The organism is Microbulbifer sp. ABH2_005, from assembly GCF_056160005.1.
Window position 1 is genome coordinate 223,461 of record NZ_JBSWWI010000003.1, and the last position, 25,101, is coordinate 248,561.

The 25,101-nt window shown below is 46.0% G+C and carries 18 protein-coding genes; 12 read left to right on the top strand and 6 right to left on the bottom strand.

Going from position 1 to position 25,101, the window contains the following annotated elements:
• Positions 1 to 295: 295 nt before the first annotated feature.
• From ACXAFI_RS19900 to tssH, 9 genes are all read left to right on the top strand, one after another.
• Positions 296 to 721 (top strand): hypothetical protein, encoded by a 426-nt coding sequence (locus ACXAFI_RS19900; RefSeq protein WP_475110153.1) that lies wholly within the window; start codon positions 296 to 298, stop codon positions 719 to 721.
• Between the two features lie 187 nt (positions 722 to 908).
• Positions 909 to 2,201, top strand: a complete 1,293-nt coding sequence (gene tssA / locus ACXAFI_RS19905) for a type VI secretion system protein TssA (protein WP_475110154.1) — start codon at positions 909 to 911, stop codon at positions 2,199 to 2,201.
• 44 nt (positions 2,202 to 2,245) lie between these two features.
• The gene (gene tssB / locus ACXAFI_RS19910; RefSeq protein ID WP_152450758.1) at positions 2,246 to 2,767 is read left to right on the top strand and encodes a type VI secretion system contractile sheath small subunit; all 522 of its coding nucleotides are present in this window, start codon (positions 2,246 to 2,248) and stop codon (positions 2,765 to 2,767) included.
• Positions 2,764 to 4,251: a type VI secretion system contractile sheath large subunit gene (gene tssC, locus ACXAFI_RS19915; RefSeq protein ID WP_152450760.1), complete on the top strand. Its 1,488-nt coding sequence runs from the start codon at positions 2,764 to 2,766 to the stop codon at positions 4,249 to 4,251. The genes tssB and tssC (ACXAFI_RS19915) overlap by 4 nt, the downstream gene beginning before the upstream one ends.
• Before the next feature lie 108 nt (positions 4,252 to 4,359).
• Positions 4,360 to 5,871 carry a type VI secretion system contractile sheath large subunit gene (tssC, locus tag ACXAFI_RS19920; protein WP_475110155.1) on the top strand — a complete coding sequence of 504 codons (1,512 nt, stop codon included), beginning with the start codon at positions 4,360 to 4,362 and terminating at the stop codon, positions 5,869 to 5,871.
• A 7-nt stretch (positions 5,872 to 5,878) separates the two neighbouring features.
• On the top strand, positions 5,879 to 6,352 hold the full coding sequence (gene tssE, locus ACXAFI_RS19925; protein WP_444920781.1) for a type VI secretion system baseplate subunit TssE: 474 nt from the start codon (positions 5,879 to 5,881) through the stop codon (positions 6,350 to 6,352).
• Positions 6,352 to 8,181 carry a type VI secretion system baseplate subunit TssF gene (gene tssF / locus ACXAFI_RS19930; protein WP_475110156.1) on the top strand — a complete coding sequence of 610 codons (1,830 nt, stop codon included), beginning with the start codon at positions 6,352 to 6,354 and terminating at the stop codon, positions 8,179 to 8,181. The genes tssE and tssF overlap by 1 nt, the downstream gene beginning before the upstream one ends.
• Positions 8,145 to 9,275 (top strand): type VI secretion system baseplate subunit TssG, encoded by a 1,131-nt coding sequence (tssG, locus tag ACXAFI_RS19935; RefSeq protein ID WP_444920783.1) that lies wholly within the window; start codon positions 8,145 to 8,147, stop codon positions 9,273 to 9,275. Before tssF ends, tssG begins: the two co-directional genes overlap by 37 nt.
• Before the next feature lie 39 nt (positions 9,276 to 9,314).
• Positions 9,315 to 11,978, top strand: a complete 2,664-nt coding sequence (gene tssH / locus ACXAFI_RS19940; RefSeq protein ID WP_475110157.1) for a type VI secretion system ATPase TssH — start codon at positions 9,315 to 9,317, stop codon at positions 11,976 to 11,978.
• Between the two features lie 94 nt (positions 11,979 to 12,072).
• On the opposite strand, the gene ACXAFI_RS19945 is transcribed toward tssH, so the two are convergent.
• From ACXAFI_RS19945 to ACXAFI_RS19970, 6 genes are all read right to left on the bottom strand, one after another.
• Positions 12,073 to 13,233 (bottom strand): lipase family protein, encoded by a 1,161-nt coding sequence (locus ACXAFI_RS19945; RefSeq protein WP_475110158.1) that lies wholly within the window; start codon positions 13,231 to 13,233, stop codon positions 12,073 to 12,075.
• 24 nt (positions 13,234 to 13,257) lie between these two features.
• Entirely contained in the window at positions 13,258 to 13,740 is a 483-nt protein-coding gene (locus tag ACXAFI_RS19950; RefSeq protein ID WP_475110159.1) for a DUF6795 domain-containing protein, read from the bottom strand.
• Between the two features lie 396 nt (positions 13,741 to 14,136).
• On the bottom strand, positions 14,137 to 14,430 hold the full coding sequence (locus tag ACXAFI_RS19955) for a PAAR domain-containing protein (RefSeq protein ID WP_152450772.1): 294 nt from the start codon (positions 14,428 to 14,430) through the stop codon (positions 14,137 to 14,139).
• Between the two features lie 3 nt (positions 14,431 to 14,433).
• Positions 14,434 to 15,012: a DUF6931 family protein gene (locus ACXAFI_RS19960; protein ID WP_475110160.1), complete on the bottom strand. Its 579-nt coding sequence runs from the start codon at positions 15,010 to 15,012 to the stop codon at positions 14,434 to 14,436.
• 16 nt (positions 15,013 to 15,028) lie between these two features.
• Positions 15,029 to 16,936 carry a type VI secretion system Vgr family protein gene (locus tag ACXAFI_RS19965; protein ID WP_475110161.1) on the bottom strand — a complete coding sequence of 636 codons (1,908 nt, stop codon included), beginning with the start codon at positions 16,934 to 16,936 and terminating at the stop codon, positions 15,029 to 15,031.
• Positions 16,937 to 17,095: 159 nt separating this feature from the next.
• Positions 17,096 to 17,584, bottom strand: coding sequence for an Hcp family type VI secretion system effector (locus ACXAFI_RS19970; protein ID WP_152450779.1), 489 nt, complete (start codon positions 17,582 to 17,584; stop codon positions 17,096 to 17,098).
• Between the two features lie 589 nt (positions 17,585 to 18,173).
• Between ACXAFI_RS19970 and ACXAFI_RS19975 the strand changes: the two genes are divergently transcribed.
• The 3 genes from ACXAFI_RS19975 to ACXAFI_RS19985 all read left to right on the top strand — a co-directional run.
• Positions 18,174 to 20,792, top strand: coding sequence for a bifunctional serine/threonine-protein kinase/formylglycine-generating enzyme family protein (locus ACXAFI_RS19975; RefSeq protein WP_475110162.1), 2,619 nt, complete (start codon positions 18,174 to 18,176; stop codon positions 20,790 to 20,792).
• 72 nt (positions 20,793 to 20,864) lie between these two features.
• Positions 20,865 to 22,850, top strand: coding sequence for a ShlB/FhaC/HecB family hemolysin secretion/activation protein (locus tag ACXAFI_RS19980; protein ID WP_475110163.1), 1,986 nt, complete (start codon positions 20,865 to 20,867; stop codon positions 22,848 to 22,850).
• A gap of 58 nt (positions 22,851 to 22,908) precedes the next feature.
• The coding region (locus ACXAFI_RS19985; RefSeq protein ID WP_475110164.1) for a two-partner secretion domain-containing protein at positions 22,909 to 25,101 on the top strand (2,193 nt) is incomplete at its 3' end.

Sequence of the window (25,101 nt, forward strand, 5' to 3'; positions counted from 1 at the left end):
AGCCGCGCTGGGTGGTGAGTTTGGATTGAGTTTTTCTCAAATAAAGGCACTTATGGCCAGTAGCCGCTCCCAACTCAAGAAAACCGTTGATAGAGCCGAAGCCTGTCGTTTTATACAAAAATTGTGGAACGCAGGTTGGCACTCCAGGCTGTACTTGGATTCTGAGCTCATACATTGCTCAAAGACGTCGGTAGAGAGTGGCGGCTCCCCACTACCCGTAGTGATGGGCAAACTCCACTGCGGAGACTCCCAGCTTTTATTGCGCGCACCACGAAACTGGGTACCCTGTGATAACTTGAATCCCAATGCAGAGATCCAGGTAGGTAATACCGATTTAAATCGCTACCTGATCGTGTTGGCTCAGAAGCGTTCTGAGCTCCCTGTAACCCTTAGCCTGACAGATTATGCTGATGCTCAGATGCAACAGTGTTTGGCTAAAGTGTCCGATGGACGGCTAGTAAGTGGGCCGAAGGCCTTAGAGCGTGATTGGCAAACAGGCTTATTGTATGAAATGTGTGCGAATGTAGGTAATGATTCAGTCCAGTATATGGTGGCTTTTTTTCAGGGAAAAATGAGTTTCTATACCCTTTTCCTGTGGACATCTTTGCAAAGCTTTGCACAAGCAAAAGTTGAATTTATTCAAATAGTGGCAACTTTCCAGGCCCCAGAAGAAGGAGTCACTACTACAGAAAATAAGGGCTCAGCTGTAATTGCCGTGTAATGGGCCTGTCAGGATCAAGAAAATATAAAAAAATAGCAAAAATGGTTCGTTTAACATTGTGAGCTCTGCACTTTTTTTTGGCTATTGCGGATACATTGTGTCATTTGCCTTGATTAGATCTTTACAACGTGTACTCTTCTCGGAATTCTTATTGAAGGAATTGATTGGGTAGAAGGGACTTATTTTCATGGCATTCCCAAATACAATAAATATCGAAGAACTCACAGCTCAAGTTTCTGCAGAGAGCCCTGTCGGTGAGGATATTCGAGAGGATCGATCACCGACTTCTGATTACTACTCCATCAAAGATGCGCGAAATAGCGCTAGAGCCGCAGAACGTTCGGCCATGTTTGATGATACGGACTCTGATCTGCTCGCACCCTGGCGCGATGTGGCAAAGGCCGCAGAAAAGATCCTGAGCAAGAAAAGTAAAGATCTGGAAGTTGCCAGCTGGTACACAGAGGCTCTTATTCGTCTTCATGGTTTTAGTGGTTTAAGAGATGGTTTTCTCTTAATAGAGCAGCTGGTTACCAATTTTTGGGACGGTCTCTATCCACTTCCCGATGAAGATGGTATTGAAACAAAAGTAGCACCACTGACGGGCCTCAATGGTGATGGCGGTGATGGTACTTTAATGATGCCGATCCGTAGTGCGCCAATAACCCCGGAAGGGGATTATGGAGACTTTTCGTTCTTTCAGCACCAGCAAGCCAGAGATGCAGATCGCATTGCCGATGACGATGCTAAAGCTGCCCGCATTGAGACTTTGGGTTATAGCCTAGAAGATGTAAACCAATGTGTGAACAGTGCGAGTAATGATTGGGCCAATCATCTCATTGAGACTATAGAGGCTACTATCAGTAGCTATAAAAATATCAATGAAGCCCTGCGCTCTAGTTGTGGTCACGATGCTCCGCCATCAACAAATATTTCCTCACTGCTTGATGAAGTTTTGCGTACGGCAAGATTTATCTATAAGAGCCAATTGGACGCGATCGCCCAGAGTGAGGCTCCTGTAGCACCCGAAGAGGAGCAGAGTGCGTCTACTACAGACGAATCGGTGCCTAATGTGGCGGCAACAATCCTTGCAAATGCCATTGCTGCTCCCACTGGACCTGTGAGTTCTCGAGAAGATGCTCTTAAGCTGCTAGAACAAGCCGCTAAATATTTTCGAACTTACGAGCCTCATACGCCCTTGGCGCCGGGTTTGGAGAGATTGATTGGTTGGGGGCGCATGACAGTCTCTGAGTTGATGACCGAATTACTGCCTGATGAGCAGTCCCGTGCACTCTACTCCCAGCTTACTGGTGTCCGACTCGATGGCACGGATACCCAGCGCTATGTTGCACCACCGACAATGAGTAACACCCCCTCACCAGCTCCAGCTGCATCTGAGCCACCTTCAAGCCCCACTGAATCTGCGCCTGCAGCTGAGGAGAACTGGGGTGGCGAAACACAAGTAGACAGCACGGGTTGGTAATTAATTAAGAATAGCAGTCCCTAAATCTAGGAAGGAGACCTGAGATGTCTGAGAGTATTCACAATAAACTTAAGCGTGTGCGCAAACCACGTGTACATATTACCTACGATGTTGAAACCAACGGCGCGGAAGTTAAAAAGGAACTTCCCTTTGTAGCTGGTGTTATGGGCGACTACTCAGGGGATAACGCAGAGAATCGCAAAGCGCTGAAAGATCGTAAGTTTGTACAAATTGATCGCGACAACTTCAATGACGTAATGGCGAAGGTAAATCCTAAGCTGAACTTACAAGTAGAAAATACCTTGTCCGGTGATGGCAGCAAGATTGGTATTGATCTTGATTTCAAACACATGGAAGACTTCTCACCGGAAAAAATTGTCGATCAGGTTGAGCCGCTGAAACAACTCCTGGAAGCTCGTAGCAAATTGCGCGACCTTCTCAGTAAGGCTGACCGCTCTGAAGAGCTGGAAAAAGTATTGGAAGATATCCTGAAGAGCACGGAAAACGTCGGTGCTATTTCCGAGCAACTAGGGTTGAACAAGGATAAAGGAGAGGACTCAGAATGAGCACAGAAGTAGAAAATGTTGCGGAAGGTGAAGCTGAGGAACAATCGGTTAATCTTCTGGAGCAGGCAATTGCCGCAACCAAGCAAACAGAGCCGCAGGAAGCGCAGGACCTGATCGCCAACCTGACCGAGCAGGTTTTAAAAGGCACAGTTTCCTGGGACCGCAACCTGACCCAGACGATTAAGAAAGCGGTTAGTGCTATTGACCAGGCTATGTCCAAACAAATGGCCGCTATTCTGCATGATGAGAAGTTCCAGAAGCTTGAAGGCTCCTGGCGTGGCCTTAATCACCTGGTGATGAATTCTGAAACCGGTGCAACCATGAAAATTCGCATGCTCAATTTGAGTAAGCGTGAGTTGTTCCGGGATCTGGACAAGGCCGTTGAATTTGACCAGAGCCAGACCTTCAAGAAGATTTATGAAGAAGAGTTTGGTATCGCTGGTGGCGAGCCTTACGGTTGCATGATTGGCGATTTTGAGTTCACCAGCCACCCAGAAGATATAGAGTTGCTGAGCAAAATGTCCAATGTTGCCGCCGCGGGCTTCTGCCCATTTGTTGCAGCAGCTGGTGCAGGCATGTTTGGTTTTGATGACTTTACTGAGCTATCAAAACCTCGCGACCTCGGCGGTATTTTTGAATCTGCGGAATACATTAAATGGCGTAGCTTCCGCGATAGCGAAGATTCTCGCTTCGTTACTCTGGTTATGCCGCGTACATTGGCCAGAACGCCTTATGGTGCAAACACCAAGCCGATCGAAGCATTCGACTTTGAGGAGTTTGAAGTTGATGAGTCTGGAGCATCGCGCCCTGCCGATCACGATCAATACTGCTGGATGAATGCTTCCTATGTAATGGGCACAACCATGACAAAGGCATTCGCTGAGAACTCTTGGTGTACTGCCATTCGTGGTGCTGAGGGTGGTGGTAAAGTGGAAGGCCTGCCTTCACACGTGTTCAAGAGTGATGACGGTGATATGGACCAGAAGTGTCCGACAGAGATCGGTATTACTGATCGCCGTGAAGCTGAATTGAGCGCTCAGGGTTTCCTGCCGCTGTGTCACTATAAAAATACTGATTACTCAGTATTCTTTGGTTCTCAAAGCGCACAGAAACCTAAAGCTTATGATGACCCGGATGCAACCGCGAACGCGGCTATTTCCGCGCGTCTTCCCTACTTGATGGCTACTTCCAGAATTGCTCATTACCTGAAAGTAATGGCACGGGACAAAGTGGGCTCTTTTATGGAAGCAAGTGACTGTGAGCGCTGGTTGAACAAGTGGATTACCCAGTACACTAACTCTAACCCGGATGCGAGCCCTGAAATGAAAGCAAAATACCCGCTTTCTGAGGCCCGAGTTGAAGTTAAGGAAATTCCGGGTCAACCTGGCTGCTACAGTGCTGTTGCCTACCTGAAACCATGGCTGCAAATGGAAGAACTGACCACTTCTATGCGTATGGTTGCCAATATCCCGTCTGCTGGATAAAACTCGATGCCCGCTTCTTATTAGGAGCGGGCGTTCTTATTTGAAAGGTCTTATTAAGGACCTGAATATAATTAGATTTCTTAAGAAAATGCTAATGGGAGTTTTCCGGTGCCCGGCGCAATAAAAAATGCATTTACGGAAGATTATTTAGATATTTTACCGGAAAAGTTAGCGAGCGAAAATCAAGCAGAGCTGCAGAAGTTCTTACGTGAGCCAGATGAATTATTTTCATTTGAATACTGGCTGACGGAAATATGTCCGTGCCCTAAAAAAGAAAACTTCTCTGTTCGACAATACTTAAGTCGTATTATTGTTGAACTTGATGAACTTATCTGCGATCAAGTTAACCGGATTCTCCATAACCCCCGTTTTCAACGTCTTGAAGCAAGTTGGCGTGGGCTCGCCATGTTGGTTTTTGATACGCCGCACTCAGACAATATCAAGATAAAGTTACTAGATGCCAACTGGAAAGATTTAAGTAAAGATATTGAAAGAGCTCCAGATTTCGACCAATCTGGACTTTTTCATTTAGTCTATAACGAAGAATTCGGCACCCCGGGTGGGGAGCCTTTTGGCTTGTTAATGGGAGATTATTATATTTCCCATAGGCCCTTGCCTGACCATCCTTATGATGATGTTTTTACCTTACAAGGTATCGCCCATACGGCAGCAGCCGCGTTCGCACCGTTTGTTTGTGCCGCTACTCCTCAGTTGTTCGGTGTCGATCACTTCGATGACTTGGCCAAGCCTATTCGTTTTTCAGAGGTTTTTCGCCAGAAGGAGTATATACGGTGGAACAGCTTACGGGATTTAGAAGATAGCCGTTTTCTGGCCATTACTTTGCCTCAGGTGCTTATGCGTGAGCCCTATAACCTGAGCTTTTCAGAATATCGTGGTTTGAGATTTGCAGAGCAGGTAACCGGATCTCATAACCGGCGTTATCTATGGGGTAATGCTTGTTTTGCAATAGGTGCTGTACTTTTACGTGAATTTAGTGAGGTAGGTTGGTTTTCACATATACGCGGTGTTGCTCGCGATCACTTTGGTGGTGGATTGGTTACGCAATTACCTGTTATGCCCTATAGGCCGGATAGTCGCCCGGGCATGGTGAAAATGTCAACTTCAATTCTAGTTACAGATTTTGTAGAAAGAGATCTTTCCGAATTAGGCTTTGCTTGCCTGAGTCACTGTTACGATACGCCTTATAGCGCTTTTAACAGCGTGCCCTCTTTACAAAAGGCTAAACAATATAGCTCCAAGGCGGCCACAGCGAATGCGCGTATAAGCTCGATGTTGCAACAAATTCTTTGCGCATCGCGTTTTGCACATTACATCAAGGTCATGATCAGGGATAAGGTGGGCGCCTATATGAATGCTGCAGACTGTGAACGTCAGCTTCAACACTGGCTGGATCAATATACAACTGGCCGAGATGACTTATCCTGGGAGATGCTGGCACGTTACCCACTGCGTGAGGCACGCGTACGGGTGGCCGATGAGCCGGGCAAGGTTGGCAGTTATCAAAGTGTTATTCATCTAAAAAGCCACTATACAGTGGATCACTTAGTATCTGAACTAAAGCTCACTACGGCATTGGCAACGATTGGTGTTGGGGCTTAATAGGATTATGGCAAGAGAAAAACGGCTATTGGCTCCCGTGCTAGATCGATTATTGGAATCATCTAGCAAAGTAAACATGCACCAATCCCATCAGATTCTTCGCCAGTTACGCGAAGGAGTGCGGCGCGATCTAGAGTATTTGTTTAATACCCGCTATCGCTGTATTTCTCCTCCTGATGCTTTACGGCATCTTGAAGAGTCGAATATTAATTATGGTCTTCCGGATTTATCTACTGTTAATTTATCCTCATTAGAAAGTAGAAAACAATTTTGCCGTGATATTGAGAAGACTATTCTTCATTTTGAGCCAAGAATTCGCTCGGTAAAGGTTACCACCCAGGATAAAGTAGATGTGGAGGATCCCAGTATTCGTTTCCGTGTAGAGGCGGTATTGCATGTTAACCCTGCTTCGGAAGTCATCGTTTTTGACTCCGCTTTAAATCCGGTGACACAAATGGTAGATGTTTCTGAGATTATGTGATGAGCGAAAAATTAATAGATCTTTATGAGCGTGAGCTCGCTTTTATTCAGCAAACCTCTGCTGAGTTCGCACGCATGCACCCTGCTGCTGCATCACGCCTGCAACTAGATGCAGATACCGTAGATGACCCACTTGTGGGACGTTTGTTGTCTGGTTTTGCTTATATGAATGCCAGGGTTCAACAAAAACTCAGTGATGACTTTCCTGAGTTGACAGATGCAATGCTGGAAACACTGTATCCACATTATTTACGCCCAATCCCCTCTTGTGCCATTGTACAATTCGAGCCGGATTCAGATCTGGATGCAATCACTCCCGTTGAAGCAAAAACATTATTAGAGAGTGATAGCTTTCAGGGGCAAACCTGTAGGTTTACGACCTGTTATCCAGTAAAAATTAACCCTTTTCAGCCTGTCAGCGCTAGCTTGATGCCACGTCCGTTTATTGCGCCTGGCTGTAATGAGGTTCAAGGAGCAAACGCAGTCCTTAAGCTGTCTCTTAAAGCATTAAGCCCTGATCTTAGTTTTGCAGAAATGAAGCCGGAAAAAATTCGCTTTTTTTTGCGCGGTCAAGCAACCCATGTTTATAGTCTCTATGATTTGCTCTTAACTAAATGTGTAAAGTTGGTTGTGGCAAATGGAGAGAGTGACCCCAAGCCTACGTTTCTATCGCCAGAAGATATTCGACAAGTGGGAATGGAGGCAGAGGAGGGCTTGCTGCCTTATCCTGATACCGCTTTTATCGGCTATAGATTGCTGACTGAATATTTTGCTTTTCCGGAAAAATTTCTCTTCCTGGACATTGCAAATTTGCAGGAAGCATTGAATGATAGTTTTTCAGATACATTAAATTTATATTTTTATCTCTCCGAGACTCACGAGGAGTTGGAAAAACAGCTTGTACCAAGTATGTTTGCCCTCGGCTGTACGCCTGTCATCAACCTATTTAAGCAGAGTGCGGATCCTATTCCACTGACGCACACTCAATATGAATATCATATTGTTGCCGATGCGCGCCGCAGTGATGGGTTAGAGATTTACTCCATTGATGAAGTTGCTGCGACAGATGGAGATGGTGAGACAACCAGGTATAGACCCTTCTATGGTATTAAACATAGTCAACATCATGCAGAACAGTCTGCTTTCTGGTTTAGTCGGCGTCGTGAAATTATTGAAGGCGAACACCGTAATGAGCAGGCATCTGAAGTCGATATAAGTCTTGTAGATTTAGATTTTAATCCACACAGAATTAATGATCAGACACTCGATATCAAGCTAACCTGCTGTAATCGGAATCTGCCTAAAAAATTACCCAGTGGTAATTCCCAGCCATATCTCGAAGTCGTTGATGGTGATGTTCCGGCAAGCCGTATTAGTTGTGTTGTTGCTCCAACGGCAACCTTGCGGCCTCCCAGAAGAGAGAGAGGCTATTGGAAATTAATTTCACACCTGAATCTTAACCATCTTTCTCTGTCCGGAAGTCAGGGGTGTGATGCCCTCAAGGAAATTTTCAGGCTTTATGATTTTAGGGATTCAGCGAGTACTCGAAATTTGATCGAGTCTTTATTAAAACTGAATACCAAGCCAATCACGGCGCCTATTCAGATTGATCAAAGTGTAGTTCTTTGTCGAGGAACTGAAGTCGAAATTGAGCTCGACTCAATGATGCTTACTGGAACCAGCCCATTACTGTTTGCCAGCATTATTGAGCGGTTTCTCGGTCTTTATTGTTCTATTAATTCATTTACTAAATTGATTGCTACCATGAGTGGCAGAGATGGAGAGCTGAAAAGATGGCCACCTCGCGCAGGCGAAAAAGCTTTACTGTAATAGAGCGGCTGCGTCGAGAGCCCTATCACTTCGATTTCTATCAGGCTGTTCGAATCTTGGAGCGGGCTGTATCTATGGCTGATGGCGAATTTTGTGAAGAGCCTATAGCCAGTGCAGCCCCGCCAGCTAAAGAAATGGTTCGCTTCAGTGCCCAGTCTGGGTTGTCCTTTATTGGGTCTGATGTTTTACGCCTGGAAAAAAAATTAAGTAACAATGCCGAGATACAAGATAAAGAGATTAGCCAGTGGCATATGGAGGTTGGATTCACTGGTTTAATCGGTAGCCAGGGCGTTATGCCTTACTATCTTACAGAGCTAGTTCAAAAAGAACTTAAAGAGAATAATACCGCTTTGCGGGATTTTCTTGACATATTCAATCATCGTCATACCTCTCTACTTTATAAGGCCTGGCATAAATACCAACTGCCTGTAAATTATGAGCGTCAGCGCTTGCGCAATGAAAGAGCCCCTGACATTTTTACCCAGGCAATTGCTTCTCTAGCGGGACTAGGCACTAGTGAGATGCGCTATCGAATGCCAATTCCCGATGAAGCACTTCTGGGTATGGCGGGGCACTTGGGGCAGGGGCGCTGCTCGGCAGTGGCACTGACCAGTATGATTCAACATTTCTTTGGTTTGAATGTTTCTATTGAGCAGTTCCAGGGACAATGGGATGAATTACCGGAAGATATTCTCTGTCGTCTGCCTTGTGAGGAAGCTCCTAGTGGAGTTAATAACTGCCTCGGAACTAATACAATTTTGGGTACACATTGTTTTCAGGCTCAGAACAAATTTCGGATAGTTATCGAGCCAATGGCCTATGATCAATTCATGACTATTGCTCCGGGGACACAGAAATTGGAATCCCTAAAAGCATTTATCAAACTTAGTGCTGGAATTGAACTGGATTTTGAGCTGTCAGTCTCGCTACCTGCCCAACAGGTTTCACCGGTGCAATTAAACCGCAAGTCTGATCACGACCCTCTGTTAGGGTGGAATACCCACATGGCCAGTGAGCAGGAGCCTGCAGAACTTATACAAATTACATTAAGTGCTGACAATATGTCGCCAGATGAAGCATTACCTGCGGCATGATTATTCGTTAACAATAATTTTTAAAAGGATCTTTTCACTGTGATAAATATCGATTTGAAGCGGCTCGTGGATACCATGACACCGCATATGCGCGACTCCCTAGAGGGTGCGGCCGGCCTCTGTCTATCACAAAATCAATATAACGTTGAGCTTGAGCACTGGTTGCTGAAGTTATTGGACCAATCAGATACCGACCTCTATCACCTGCTTGAAAAGCATGACTGTAATCCTGCAAATTTTGCAAAACAGCTTGCATCTGCTATTGCTGGATTTCGTTCGGGTAGCAGTCGTCCACCTGCGTTATCTCCGACCATTGTAGAGGCAGCTAAGAATGCCTGGATGTTGGCTTCTATAGATTATGGCCACCGTGCTATCAGCTCTGGGCATTTTCTTGCGGCTTTGTTATTAGAAGAAACTTCACGTCGCCAAATTCTGGAGTCTTGCCCAGAGCTCAAAAATATAGCTCCGGAATCCATTCGTGAAACAGCTAGAGTTATGTTCGGTCAAAGTGCCGAGTCTAGCCATATTGGAGCCGCAAGTACTACGGACGATGGGGCCGCTGCAGTTGCAGCTGCTGCTAGCAAGGCCCCAGCTCTTGATAAGTACACGGTCAACCTCACCGAAAGAGCTAAGAAAGGGGAAATTGATCCTGTTCTTGGGCGAGATGAAGAGATCCGGCAGTGTATTGATATTCTGACCCGTCGCAGGCAAAACAACCCGATTCTTACTGGCGAGGCGGGAGTGGGTAAAACCGCAGTGGTTGAGGGCTTTGCTTTACGTATTGCCAGTGGCGATGTGCCTGAACCCTTGCGTGGTGTTGCCGTGAGGACACTTGACCTGGGCTTACTCCAGGCGGGTGCCAGTGTAAAAGGGGAGTTTGAAAATCGTCTCAAGTCTGTAATTGAAGAGGTTAAATCCTCGCCAACACCTATCATTTTATTCATTGATGAGGCCCACACCATGATTGGTGCTGGGGGTAAAGAAGGCCAGGGTGATGCAGCTAACTTGCTCAAGCCAGCGTTAGCACGGGGTGAGTTAAGGACCCTGGCTGCAACAACCTGGGCTGAGTATAAAAAGTACTTTGAACGTGATCCTGCCCTTACCCGACGTTTCCAGGTTGTAAAGGTTGAAGAGCCCTCTGAGACAGATGCAATAGATATGATGCGCGGTATTGCTGCTACTCTTGAGGAACACCACAAAGTGCGTATCCTGGACGAAGCAGTTATTGCCTCAGTTAAGCTATCTCATCGCTATATCCCTGGTCGTCAGTTACCCGATAAGTCTGTAAGTCTGCTGGATACAGCCTGCGCACGTGTAGCACTCAGCCAATCCGCTACCCCTGGTGCAATTGAAGATGCTCGAATCAATATTGATCGAACGAATACTACGCTGGCCAAGCTAGAGCGTGAAAACGCAGCTATGGGTGAACATGAAGAGCAGCTAACTGAATTGAGGGCGTTCAAGCTAGCTGAAGAACAGCGTTTAGCTACTTTGGAACAACAGCTTGTTAAAGAAAATGAGTTAATTGAGCAGGTTCAAAAAATTCGCGATCAAATTGATTCCGAATTCATGAAAGGAAAGGGCGATAAACAGGAGCCTGATCCCGCTTTATTAGCTGACTATCAACAGCAGTTAAAAAGCCTCTCTGCAGAACTTGAGTCCATACAGGGTGACACTCCATTAATGCAACCGGCCGTTGACGAACAGGCTATTGCTGCAGTGGTCGCCAACTGGACGGGCATACCTGTTGGAAAAATGGTGAGTGATGAAATCATTGCGGTTAAAACTCTGGCAGAGCGACTCAATAAGCGCGTGATTGGGCAACCTCATGCAATTGAGGCTGTTGCCCAGGCAATTCGCACCTCGCGTGCTGGTCTAACCGACCCGCGTAAGCCCGTAGGTGTATTTATGTTCTGCGGAACCAGTGGTGTAGGTAAAACTGAAACGGCTTTGGCATTGGCCGATGAATTATTCGGTGGCGAACAAAATATCACCACAATCAATATGGCCGAATTTAAAGAAGAACACAAAGTATCTATGCTGTTGGGGTCCCCTCCTGGATATGTCGGCTATGGAGAGGGAGGTGTTCTTACAGAAGCTGCAAGACGTAAACCTTATTCTGTAATTCTGTTGGATGAAATGGAGAAGGCCCATCCCGGCGTTCAGGATATTTTCTATAACCTATTTGATAAGGGTTCCATTAAAGATGGTGAAGGGCGTGATATTGACTTCAAGAATACCGTTATCATTATGACCTCCAATGCGGGTGAGGATGCTATCAGAGCTATATTCAGCCAAGTAGAAGAAAAGCCGGAACCAGATGTACTCCTCGATAATATTCGTCCGCACCTACTACAGAAATTTAAGCCGGCATTCCTTGGTCGCGCCAATGTAGTTGCTTACTATCCGCTGGATGATGAGAATCTGGTGGAAATCTGTAAGATCAATATGCGTAAGATAGAAAAGCGTGTACGAGAGCACTATGGTGCCTCTTTCTCATATGATGAGGATGTGCTCATCAATATTGTGGCACGTTGTCACGAAGCCGATACTGGAGCTCGCAATATTGAGGTGATCTTAAATAAGACCCTATTGCCAGAATTGGCTAGTGAATGCTTGGATAAAATGGCGAAGGGTGAAGAGGTTAAAGCAATTAAAGTCTCTGCGACTGAAGAGGGTGATTTTGCCTATAACGTAGAATAATTTAAAACTAGCCCAGTAGTGAGATTAACTGGATTTCATTACTGGGCTGGGTACCACTTAATATCATGTGTTATCGTTACTTCTGTTGACTTTATTAGTGAATCATTCTTCCTGCTCTCATGACTAAGTCAGAGATAGCTCGATGCATCCGTAGGAATACCATACGGATAAATGAAACTGTTATATCAACTCCCTCAACAACAACCATCCCAATTAATTGCGCAAATCTACGTATAAGACGCATTACCCAGAAAGAAATATCTTTGCTGATTTGGTAAGCGTTGTGCAAGAAAATTGCCAGTCTGTCTAAGATCGTAAATGTTGTACTTCCTGCCACAACCAGAGAAATTCCAGCCAGATGACCTATCTTTTTTAAGACCCAGAGCAGAGCTTCTCCCGCCATCCAGGCTGTGTTCATAGATAGGGAAATAATACCGTCTGATCTTAACCAGGCCTCAATACTTCTTTCTAAACTTCCTTTAGGCTTTCTTTGTTTGACGGTACCCCAGTCTAGGCTTGCATCATTTGGGGCGACGGATGCTATATAATTCTGCATTTTGTGAGCGCTGGCTGGGTTGCTGCTGGATTCAGGCATGGGTAATTCGAAATCACCGATACCTCCATTTGGAACGTGAATAAATGGCCAAGTGGGTACCATAGGGATAGGATCATTACGGTGATAGACGCGGCAAATATTATCTGCTGTTAACTTTCGTTTACATCCACTAGCAAAGTGATCAAGCCCAACTCTGGGGCTGCCGTAGGTATATAATTTAATTGTTTTACCTGTATTAGAAGATAGCCAATCAGCAGCTAAGGTTGCCAGAGCCCCTCCCAGGCTGTGTCCTACACAGTGAATTGTATGGATATCAGGAGATAGATTCTGAGCGAATTCCTCTAGCTGGGGAAGAAAGCTCTCAAATGTATAATAGAACCCTTGATGTACAGATCCACCGGTATGAAATCTCTTGATACCAGCGTTTAGGTCTGTAAGTACATCATAGCCACTGGCGGTACCCTTTAAAGCAACTATTGCCTGGCCTTTGTAGTGTCCTTTACCATAGGCCGCTATACCCATGGTGTGGGAACTTTTCAGAAAAATAAATGCTCCAGTTTTTCCGTCTAGCGTTTTCGATTTAATATCTTCCACTCTAAAATCATTTTTGTACAATTCAAAGAATAATTTTCTTGTTTCTGGGGCCTTCATTATATATATGTCATAAGCTAACTGAGCACTGTATTTTGGCGTAAGCATTTTTCTGCTCCTGTTTATAGTGTGCTATTTAAGTTTGCATGATGTTTTTAATACTGAAGCGAAAGCTCTTTCCGTTTTGGGTTCATCGAGAAGCTCGCAAGAGAGATTAAATGGTTCACCATTGAGTTCTGAATTTTCTCCCGGATCTCTTTTCGCATAGACCCAAATTTTGTATTTCTTGTTTTGATATTCCACGTTAATGGTTTGCGAGGAGATGAATTCTACGGGAAGTGCTTGGGTAAGGGAGCTGCCATAAGAGGCCGGTAGTTCTATATATCCGGTATCATCGGAAAAAAAAGTGTCAGTAATTTCTTTCTTCCAGTTAACTGTGCGAATAATCTTAGCACCTGCCGCAGGCTTGCCATTCAGGGTAAGCTTGATTTTCATTTCGGAAAATGTACATGCTTTTAACGGGTTCAAGAATGCCATTCCGTAAGTTCCTCCTGTTGTTAATAGAGTGATTAAAATAATTGGTATTGTTGTGAGAAGAGATATATTTTTTGTCATGATGTCAGGTTTTATTTTTAATGGGTGCTGTAAATATAGATTTATACGAAATTTTCAACTTGAAAATTATTGTGCTACATTGATTTGTAAGTTTAATGGTGCAGGTTTCGAAGCTTGTAATAGAAGCTTCGCATTCTAAATATTCAATGTGTAGCTTTGGTCCAATATCTTTTAAATGGTGGACATAAAGGATAGTGGTTTTATTTTACTAGACTGTGAAGAGAGCAGATTGATGGCTAAGGAATCAGGCAGTCTATTTTTTTATTATTGATCAGGATGTCTGATGTTAGTCAGAAAATTATTATCCGTTTAATTATTGTTTTTATTGGCAGAAAGGGCTACTTTTTAACAGCTTCCGTATAATTTTTATTTGAATTGCTTTGGCTAGAATATAATCTATCCACCAATCAATACGGTGGGGCATCCAATAACAATCTTACCCCCATGACCAGTAGTATCTCCCATTCGGGCAGCAGGCTTTTTTTGCAGCATCACGGTAGTACTGCCCATAGCAACTGTATCCGGCGGTCCTACGCAGGTACAGGTGCTACCTACGGTGGCAGATGGCATACCACCGATAATTACCGTCGGAGCACCAGGGCTGAGAATCGGGCCGCCTACATGCGGGACCGTCCCAGTCACCATTGGACAGACATGCATATCGGTGATACGTGAAGCTGGCTTGCCCATGATTTATTCCTTAATTCTTCCATTACCGCCACGGGCCAAATCCAGCCCCTGCTTCATATAGCGGTCGAAGCGTTTTGCAGGGTCAACCGGGTCAGATAAGACCGCAGCCAATGTGATACTGCCGGCCACCGCGTGTGCATACAGGTGCTCGGGTGGTTCAACAACAGGCTCGCCTTCGGCAGCTAAGCTGCCGTGACACCAACTGGCTGCGGTAGCGGCCCAGCTTGCCGGCGTCTTGTGTTTGGTTTTATCGCCCAGAGCTTTGCACTTTAATCGTGACTCTTCGTTGGGTTTTTTGGCCCAAGTCTCTGCAGCGATCAACGCACTGACATTGTCTTCGTCAGTTTCAGGACTTTGTATATCACGTGCTGCAAGGCAGGCCCACCATACTGCTTCACGTTTAGGTAAGCCGTGGGCTAGTAGTTTTATGGCATCCGGATAGAGACCAGCTTCCACAAGCTGATTAATACTCACCTCAGGTGCTGTGTCAGGTACCAGGTGCTCTTCTGCCTCCTCGCTGACCTCAAAATTATTTAGAAGCTCAGCTGCAGTGAGCGCTTGGACTTTGATCAGATCGGTCATCTATTGTTAAACCCCATCAATTGATCATGGTAACGCCACCTTTCAAGGTGAGCATACCACCGCCTTTAACTTCCGCAGTTGCGTCCCCTTTACAGGAAAGCATGGTTCCTTTGATGGTGATACCAGCTGGTGTTAGCTTGATGCTACTGCCGCCAACCTTCAACTCGATAGATGCTTTAGAGGTTATCTTAATTGCCCCCATGGCATCAGTGGTCTGGCTACCCTTGCTGACCTTAAGGGTATGATTACCTGAACCGATGGTGACAACTTGGTTACCCTTATTGACATTGAGTTTTTGGTCACCCTTGGCAATAGTGACAATTTCACTGCCGTCAGTAACAGTAATACTTCGATCCTGTTTGATTTCTAGAGTCTGCTGGTTTTCTATTTTACCGGTTTGGTCATTGTGGATCACAAAGTTATGATCCTTCCCGGCCTCCATATATATTTCTTCGTTGCCACTCTTGTCATCAAATCTGAGTTCATTGAAGGTGCTGCCTTCATACTCAGTCTTCCAGCCGCTTTGTGTGGCTGTGTAGTTGGGCCCCGGGTTGTCTCCGTTATAAACGGCTCCGGTAATCAAGGGTCGATCTGGATCACCATTGATATAGGTGACAACCACCTCCTGATTAACTCTGGGGACAAAATTAGCCCCCCAATTTTTGCCGGCAAAAGACTGCATAACTCTTACCCAGCAACTGTTCTGTTGTGAGTTCCAGGGAAACTTAACTTTGAGCTGTGTGTAGGGGTCTTGAGAGCTGTCTGAAGCCGTTGCTTTAACTTCTAAAACCCGTGCTACTTGCGGTGAATGGATTTTCTTCGCGCACACATTGGGCTGAGGGCGAGGCATCACACTAGAAGGTATACAGCTAAAGGTGTTGTGGAAGTGGGTATCTATACCGTTTCCATCCGCAGCAGAGATATGCACGGAGGTAATAAGATACTTTCCTTTTTCGGAGGACAGCGAGTGATCGAAATTAAAGCGCCCGCCTGCGGTAAAGGATGGGCAGTCACTACGACCATGGCTCACATCGAAAAGCGCTTCTTGCGCTTCCATCGCCCGCTCGGCAAGTGCCTTGTGATAGCTGTCAGTAAATTTATGCTTGTGCTCACCGTCGGCCTGGAAATGGTTTAAGCCATAGAGGCCGCGCATATAGTTTGCAACATCATTCAGCTGGCTGGTGGTTTTTACCTGCTGCTTGTTATCCTTGGTAGCGGTGTACTCGCTATAGTCTTTTAGCTCAAACCCACCGCCATGATAATTGAAGTTTCTTCTCCAGCTACTCACAGTATTTTTGGTGGGGTGACTGCCTCCGCCATCGTATTCGATGTTTTCGCTCTCACAGTCATAGAAATCCTGGGAGTCATCACATAGCACAAGCTCATGTTGTCCCGCAGAGTGCTTAAAATAATAAGAGATGCCTTCTTCAGCCATCAGGCGATTGACAAACTCAAAGTCACTCTCATCAAACTGAACACAATATTCACGAGCAATATATTCGGCGTTTAGCTTTAGGGTTAGCCTTATAACACGGCTGTACTCTCCGAGAACCTCTTCCAAGATTTGCTTGGCTGATTTGTTTTCAAATACCCTGTTGCTGCCAGCCAAGCTAGTAAACCACAGACCGGGCTGTAAAATAGCGCTATAACTGCGTACACCCTCAGCATTGACATCATGCAGGGAGAACTGTGTGACGTAGCCATTAATATAACGTGGTGTTTCTGCATGATGAATGGATACCGTTACTGGTTTGCCGACAATATCCTTTTGCTCGATAGCATGGTCATCAGAAAGCAATTGTACTTCATAGCGAAAAAGCTTAGATATGTGCTCTTCGCCTTGCAGGGTCGTAGCAATTAGCGCATCTGTGCCAACCGGGCTATCGACCGTAATCATTCTTTTATCTTGATTGAGTGTAGCCATGGGCAGCCCCAACTATCCCTACGGTGCCTGAAAGAAATGAGAAACTAGCAGATTTGCAGATCTTTAGCTGAAAGCTCAATAAGCACTCAGCTAAAGACCTGTTTAGATAGCCCGCAGAATTCTGCAGGCCATCTTTCTTCCAAAAAGGAAGTAGACCTATTACAGCGGAGTAGCAGTAGTGAGGTCGTATCCAACACGCATGTTTTTGGGGTTCTTGTTGGATTTGTCTGCGTGGTTGAGGTCAGCCTCAATTTTGGCAAAGCTCAGGGAGATGGACTCCTGAGGAGCGCCACCAGCAGAAGCACCAATGCTGTAGGAGGAGATCAGTACGTTTTCCAGCTTGTAAACTGCATACTTTTCTACAGAGTTAGCGCCAGTCTGTACAACGTGGATTTCGACAGGTACACCTTCGTCACCGGTTACAGAAGCCTTGAACAGGCCGCCGGATGCAGCGTCAATACGCTTGGTGAAGGTAACTTCACTCAGGCTTGGGCGAGAGGCTTCACGGTTGGAGGTAGCGCCGGCTTCCATGGTGATGCCGCGACCAACACCAAAGTTGAAGCTGTCAACTTCGATCCAGTCTTCATAACCCTGGGCGGTAACATTACCTTTGGTGGCCAATTTGTTGAAGTTCATGTAGATAGCCATGGGAAATCCCTCTTTGTTGGCTTGAGATGTAGGTGATTAATTCCTCACTACCACATTAGTGCGGCAGCTCAGGTGGTGTCGCAATGACAACTAAGGTGATTTAAACAGAGGAAAATGCAAAAAAAAACCGAATTTTCACCCTATTAAATCGACTCTGGCACTAATTACTGAAGAGAGAATCTTGATCGTTGAGGGGATGCAGGTTGTGCTTATTCGACTCTGACACTAATTAATTTGCTATCGCCCAGTAAGGATCATTGACCAAAAACACGCGACTGGCTGCTAAAAAATTAAGAATTGTTAACGGCATTATCTTAGTGAAATACATTGAAATAAGGTTTTTGGCTTACTATCTGCAGTTGTAAGGCAGTGTAATTACTTGTGCTGGTGGTTGGGTTCTCCGCAGACCCTGTAATTCCCGAGAGGTTTGTTCAAAGTAGTTTATAGTCGATCTTATTTGCTTACCCCTTCATTGTTGCCTCCAGGGCTGTTCGATATACTTTGCCCCTATTTAGCTTGACAACCGGTCTGTAGCATTTTGTTGTTACGGTCTCTGGGTGTGTCGAAAAGCTTTCCCATGGAGGCGGAATTGAACGATAAGACACGTGTTGTTCGGCCGAACGGCAATCTGCCCGGTCCGGATAAATCTAAGCAGGGACTGACAGAAGATGGCGATGTAACAGTCGTTGTCCATCAGGACTCCACCGGGAAAAATGACCACCCACCAGTACGTGGAGCTCAAGCAATTCTGCCGTCCGCTGCAGCTGGCTTCAATGCGGACGCTACAGTCTTTAGTCCCACTCCACGAAAGAATACCGGGCAAAAGAGAGAGCCAGGTCAGCTTTCAGGCGGATTCCCAGCGAATCCCATTGATACCTCAGATTCATTTGAGCCATTGCCCTCCGGAGCTGTTACCAAAACGGTTATCAAAGGGCGTTTTGAGCTGGATAAGCTGCTTGGGGTTGGCGGGATGGGAGCGGTTTATAAGGCTCTTGATCGCCGTAAGCTGGAAGCCAATGACAGTGAGCCCTACGTGGCCATTAAGCTGTTAAATGATGACTTCCAAAAACATCCCGATGCTTTTATTTCCCTGCAGCGTGAAGCACGCAAGTCACAGACACTGGCGCACCCCAATATCGTAACCGTCTACGATTTCGACCGCGATGGCGACCGGGTCTTTATGACAATGGAGTTCCTTGAGGGTGCTCCGCTTGACAAGCTCTTGAGAGAGCACGCTGATGTCGGACTGGGGCCGGAAAAGGCGCGATCCGTCTTTTCTGATATTTCCCAGGCTCTGATCTACGCCCATTCGCATAAGATCGTCCATTCAGACTTTAAGCCCGGCAATATCTTTGTCACTAGTAAGAAAGGCGCAAAGGTTTTTGATTTTGGTATTGCCAGGGCGGTCTCTGAAGGGGGAATCGCCAACAAGACCGGTGAAACTACGGTCTTTGATGCTGGAAGCCTGGGAGCACTGACCCCGGCTTATGCTAGTTATGAGATGCTCAAAGGGGCAGAGCCAGCCCCATCTGATGATGTCTATGCCCTGGGCTGTGTAGCCTATGAGTTGTTTTGCGGTCGGCATCCCTATGACAAGGTTCCCGCCGATAAGGCTTTGGAGAAGAAGCTCCGGCCCAAACGTATTAAGGGTTTAAATCGGCGGGAATGGCGTGCCCTCGAAGCCGCTTTGCAGCTTACACGAGAAGAACGCACCGATTCTGTAGAGAAGTTTGTCCAGGCATTTTTTGTCAGCAATACCTGGAAATGGGTACTGGGCGGTGCCTTTGCCATGGTACTTGTAGGGGCCGGTGTGGGTTATAGCCACTTGGAGCAGCAAAATACGGCTGAACAGGCAAGGGTAAAAGTCGAACTGGAGAAAAAGCTCCAGGAGGAACTTCTGCAGCGGCGAATTAGCGACAAAAAAGAAGCGATAAATCGCCTGGTGTCTCTGAGTATCCTCACTCCAGCCTGGGAAAAGGATCTCCGTATTGAGCTACACGAGTATTCGGAGCTTAACCCTAGTGATGAGGAGTTTCTCGATAATAAACGTCGTGAGATTTCAGAGCTCTTCCTCGCTGCAGCTACGGGGCAGTTAAACCTCGGCAACCTGGATCAAGCGGACTCCATGTTAGAAAGCGCCGCGAGTTGGTATGGCGTATCCAGTCAGGCTGTGGCGATTAAATCCCAGTTAGCGACCGATAGAGAGAATCTCCGAGCTCGCCTGGAAACTGAACGCCTGGAGGCTGAACGCGAGGCAGAGCGCATTCGACTTGCGGAGGAGCGGGCCGAACGCCGTCGCTTGGCTGCCATAAAAAACAAGCAGATTGATACTGTATTGTCCAATATGGAAGCCGCTCTCACCTGTGGATTCGATATGAATGTCGCCGCCGTGGGAGCCCAGTTATCACAGCTAGCAAAGCTGGATAGTGTTAAAGCTAGACAGATTCGCCCGGTTGTCGGTGAAGAACTGAATAACTGTGCCACTAAGCTGGGTGCAGAAGACCCCCTAAGAACAGAGGCGCTGGTCGATGAATTTAGGGCGCTTCTCCCGGGTTACCAGCCACTCAAAGAATTTAAGCTGGATTTTTGTGGTCACCTGGTGCCAGGTAGTGGCGGCAGAGGGGCGCGCTACAGCTGCCGTGATCGCCTTGCAGATGGTACCAAGGGACCGGCGATGGTGGTTGTCAGAGGGGTGAGTGGTCGCCCCCTGGCTGTTAGTAAGTATGAAGTCAGCAATCGTGACCTGGGTTACTACTGCAGTGCAACCAAGCAGTGTGGGGCTTTAGATATCGCGGCGGGCGATTTGCCAGTTAATAACCTAACTCTTCAAGACGCAGAAGCCTATCTCAGCTGGTTATCCGAGGAGACCGGATACCATTATCGTCTTCCCACTGAGCAGGAATGGTTTGCCGCAGCCAGTGCCAATGGCCAGGAAGAGGTAGCAGATCGCAATTGCCACTTAAAGTACGGCGGTATCGAGAAAGGTGTCGAATTGGTGCCCGCGCAGGACGGCTCGATAAACAGGTTTGGCCTGGTAAATGCTGTAGGTAATGTCCAGGAGTGGGCCAGAGGAACCGAAGGGGAGTTACTCGCACTCGGCGGTAATCGACAAGACCCTATGAGCCGCTGTCTTGCTACAACCAAAAGGCTTCATGCAGGCCTCGCGGATGAATTAACTGGCTTTCGCATCGTCAGGGATGTGAATTAATAAGAAATACGTTGTTCCCTTCCCTTTAAGGACTGTGGGCGACTTTATAAAAATGAGTATTTTGGGGGAGTTATGCTTGGGCTTGGAAAAAGTAAGCTGGCACTGTTTGTGGGGGCAGGTTTTCTGTTATCGAATTTGCCAGTTTATGCTCAAGATGAAGGTTCCAGCTTCCGCAGTCGCGTAAGGCAGGCCTTTGATCAGGATACACCCACTGTTAATGAGACGGATGTTACCAAGGATTTCCTGCAGCGCACCTACGAAGCCGAAGATCCGAATCTCAATACCGAGATCCCCGAGATATCCCAGCGTAATCAAGGCCCTAGAATTACGGTTAAAAAATTTAGATTTCACCGGCTGGAGGAGTATCCAGACTTTGGTATCGAACGTGAAGTTATCGAGGATATGGCAGAGAAGCTTCGCGTTAAATATATGAAAGAGGATAAAATCCTTGCCAGCGGTTATACCGTAGATAACCTCGAGGAATTGGCCATTCTATTGGGCAATATGAAAGCCCAATTTAGCCCTGGCGGCTTGGGCCCGGCAGAACTCAAAAAACTTGTCAGTGTCATCGAAAAGCAGAATAAAGAACGTGGGTTAAGTTATGCCGACCTTGAAGAGATTGCTGCGGAGCTGACTAATTTTTACCGTCGTCAGGGACTTTTTCTCGCGCAGGTACAAATACCTGCTCAAGATGTTGAAGATGGCGTTGTAACATTTACCGTACAAGAAGGCCTGTTGGGTCAAGTCGTTGCAGAAGATAATAACAAATACGCTCTGGAACAACTGGCTAAGCCTTTTGAAGAACAAAAGGGTAAGTTGGTTAACCACGATAATATTGAAGAGGGGCTTTACCTACTCAATGATTTGCCTGGCTTAAATGTCACCGGATATTTTAGTGCCGGTGAAAATCCTGGTGAAACCAAGCTGAACCTAAAAGTACGCGATGCTAGCGGTTGGAAAACATCCTTTAGAATGGATAACCACGGATCAGCGTATACCGGAGATCAGAGATTTTATACAACCGTAGACTGGTTAAACCCTTTGGGTATAGGGGATGCCCTGACCATAGGCTACTTGAAATCAACCAATGTTACAGATTTTGATTCTGATTTTGGCTCTGATCTTGGTCAGTTAAGATACAGCCTTCCTTTATTTGGACCGCGTACCAGGCTTCAGCTTTCTGCAGATTACAACGATTTTGTTTTGCGCGATGTTGAAGATCCTGATAACCCTGTGAATGTACTCGATATTCATGGAGACAATACCAGCTATGCGCTCACAGTGGATCATAAATTCCGTCGTTCAAGGGGCTTCAATTTAACCGGCTCATTTGGTCTTACTGAGAAAAAGTCGAATCTGCGCGCAATTACTAAATTTGATGAGCCTGGTGACCATGTATACGGCGGTGAATTGGGCTTTTATGTGGACCATCTCTCCAGTGGTACTGTTTCTATGCTTAATATATTAAGCAGCAGTATCCAGTATGGTGAGCATCAAAGAGAACTGGAAGATAAGTTGGAGGCGAAGCGTGGTGATCATTTTGCCAAGGTTGCTTTAAATAGTAGTTCATTGCTGTTTTTACCTATGCCATTTACCAATGACCAATCCCGCTTAATTATCAAAAGCCGCGCACAACACAGTGATTACCCGCTCCCGGCTTTTGAGCAGATGTCCTTGGGGGGCGCCAATGGTGTTAGAGCCTTTGATGTGCGAGATTTTTCCGCCGATAGCGCTGGGCTTTTATCTGCTGAGTGGTATCCCAGCTTCCCCGAAGTGGTTAATCCCATCCTATTTGGTCAACGCCTTAATGATATGGTGCAAGTTGCACTATTTGCCGATGTGGGTTACGGCGTTGTTAATAATTACAAAGATGGAAAAGAAGATGACTGGGCGAGGCTTGCCGGAGGTGGCCTCATGTTTAAGTTCAGTTGGAATGAATTCTTCTCCAGCAAAGTATCAGTGGGTTGGCCTATTGAAAAAGCCTCCTCAATAGAAGGTACTGGTGAAGATATAGATCAACCAATGGTCTATGCAGACTTTTCTATTTTTTATAACTAATAATTCAGAATTCATCGATAGCTGAAGCTGACCTGACCGCTCTATGCAAGGTACCGGTATGAAAGCCAAAAAAAATACTCTTGAACTGAAAAAACTGACTTCTGCAATCAAGGTATCCCGCTTAGCGTATGCTGGCATGTTTGCAGGCTTACTAAGTCCTCTGGCACATGCAGGCCCGGAAGGCGGTGTGGTAACCGGTGGTAGTGGCACAATAGATGTAAATGGCACTACCACTACAATTGATCAAAATACCGATTTGCTCTCTATCGACTGGGATTCCTTCAATTTAAGCGCTGAAGAATTGGTTAAGTTCCTTCAGCCAAATACCTCCTCGGTCGTACTCAACCGAATATTGGATCAGAGTGCCAGTACAATTCATGGCTCTATTGAAGCCAATGGCCACGTTATTCTGGTAAACCCACGCGGAGTGCTCTTTACCGAGAGTGCCACCATCAACGTCGGCGCTATTACCGCTTCCGGACTCGATATGAGTCCGGAGGATTTTATGAATGGCAACTTCACCTTTAAAGGGGAAGACGGTTCTGCTGGTTTTGTAGTTAACAGAGGTGTAATCAACGCCGCCAGTGCCGTATTGGTGGGCAAACAGGTCACCAATGCTTCATCGGGCCTGATCAGTGCAGAGCTGGTCAGCCTGGCCGCCGCAGATGAAGCGATACTCACTTTCGATGCCGATGGCATGATCGGTGTACAAGTCACTAAAGAGGTGATGGAAAACGACCTCGGTGTCGATAGCGCCGTTTTAAATGAGGGTAATATCGATGGTGCCCAGGTTCTCCTGGAAGCGAGCGTATCCGGTGACTTATTTACTGCTGCAGTAAATAACGAGGGCACGATTAAAGCCCAGGGAATCGATACCAGCGGAGGCAAAATCCGTTTATTTGGTTCCGGCTCGAGTGTAATCAATAGCGGCGAATTACAAGTCGCAGGTACCACTGGTGGACAGGTGGTACTCGAAGGGGATACCGCAGAGCATAGGGGTAAAATTGATGTCCGCAGCACCGCTGGGCGTGGCGGCGAGGCTATGGTTCTCGGCGATGAAGTTCTTGTCAGTGGTGCTATTGATGCGCGCGGTACTGTCGCGGGTGGTGAGGTCCTAATCGGTGGGGATTATCAAGGGAAGAATTCCCAGGTTCGCAATGCCGAAAAAACCACTGTTACTAAAGACGCTCATATTAATGCGAGTGGTATAGGGGAAGGTGATGGCGGTGAGGTTATTGTTTGGGCCGACCATACTACGAATTTTGCTGGGACTATTTTAGCCGAATCTGGTGAGCAAAGTGGTGATGGGGGCTTTGTAGAAACATCAGGGAAAGTTAATTTATTTTTTGATGAAGATTTCATGTCAGTTTCTACTGCGGCAAAATCTGGCGGGGAAACTGGCCTTTGGCTTTTAGATCCAGGCTGGTTAGATATCACAGATGGCTGTGGTGTTGATGTAGTTAATTGTATTTCATCCTCAACACTAACGAGTAAATTAAGTAATAATAATATAACAATCACTGTTTCGGATGAAAATACGGCTAGTACTGATATTGGTGATGTTGGTGTAAATAAAGATTCGAGTGCAGACAGCCCATTTTCATATGGAATTCGTGTTTCAGATAATTTGAGTTGGAGTAGTGGGAAGAGTCTTACGCTAGACTCCTACAGCAATGTACAGGTTTCCACTGGTGTAACAATCAAAGCTGAAGACGGAAAGTTTTATGTTGTAGCCAATGGTTCTTTTGAGAATTATGGTGAAATTGATGTTAAGCGTGTAGGATTCAAGGTTGGTAGTTCATTTAAAAACTATGGCGATATTAAGTTTAACGGTAAAGTTAACGGCGATAAAGTTGGTTTTTATTTGGAGGTTGGAATCAATGGAGATGGCTCACAAAACGTGTTGGGTAATCTTTTCTACACAAACAATGATGAAAGCCAAGACTTTATAATTACTGGTGGAGCTGGCACTGATGGCTTTATTCTAAATGATCAAAATGATCAAATAACCGTTACTGGTGATAAGGCTTTTACTTTATCTAAGTATGCATCAGATAACTCAAATTTTACGTTTTCTGACATTGAGTCAATTGATACCGCTGGCGGTGAAGATACTGTAACTAGCACAGTTAATTCTGCCGAATGGACTCTAACTTCTCTGGATAATCAAGTTAACCATAGCGGGATTAACTTTTTAAATGCTGAAGTATTCAGTGGTGGTAAAGGGGTATTGCAGGGTGCTTCCAATAGT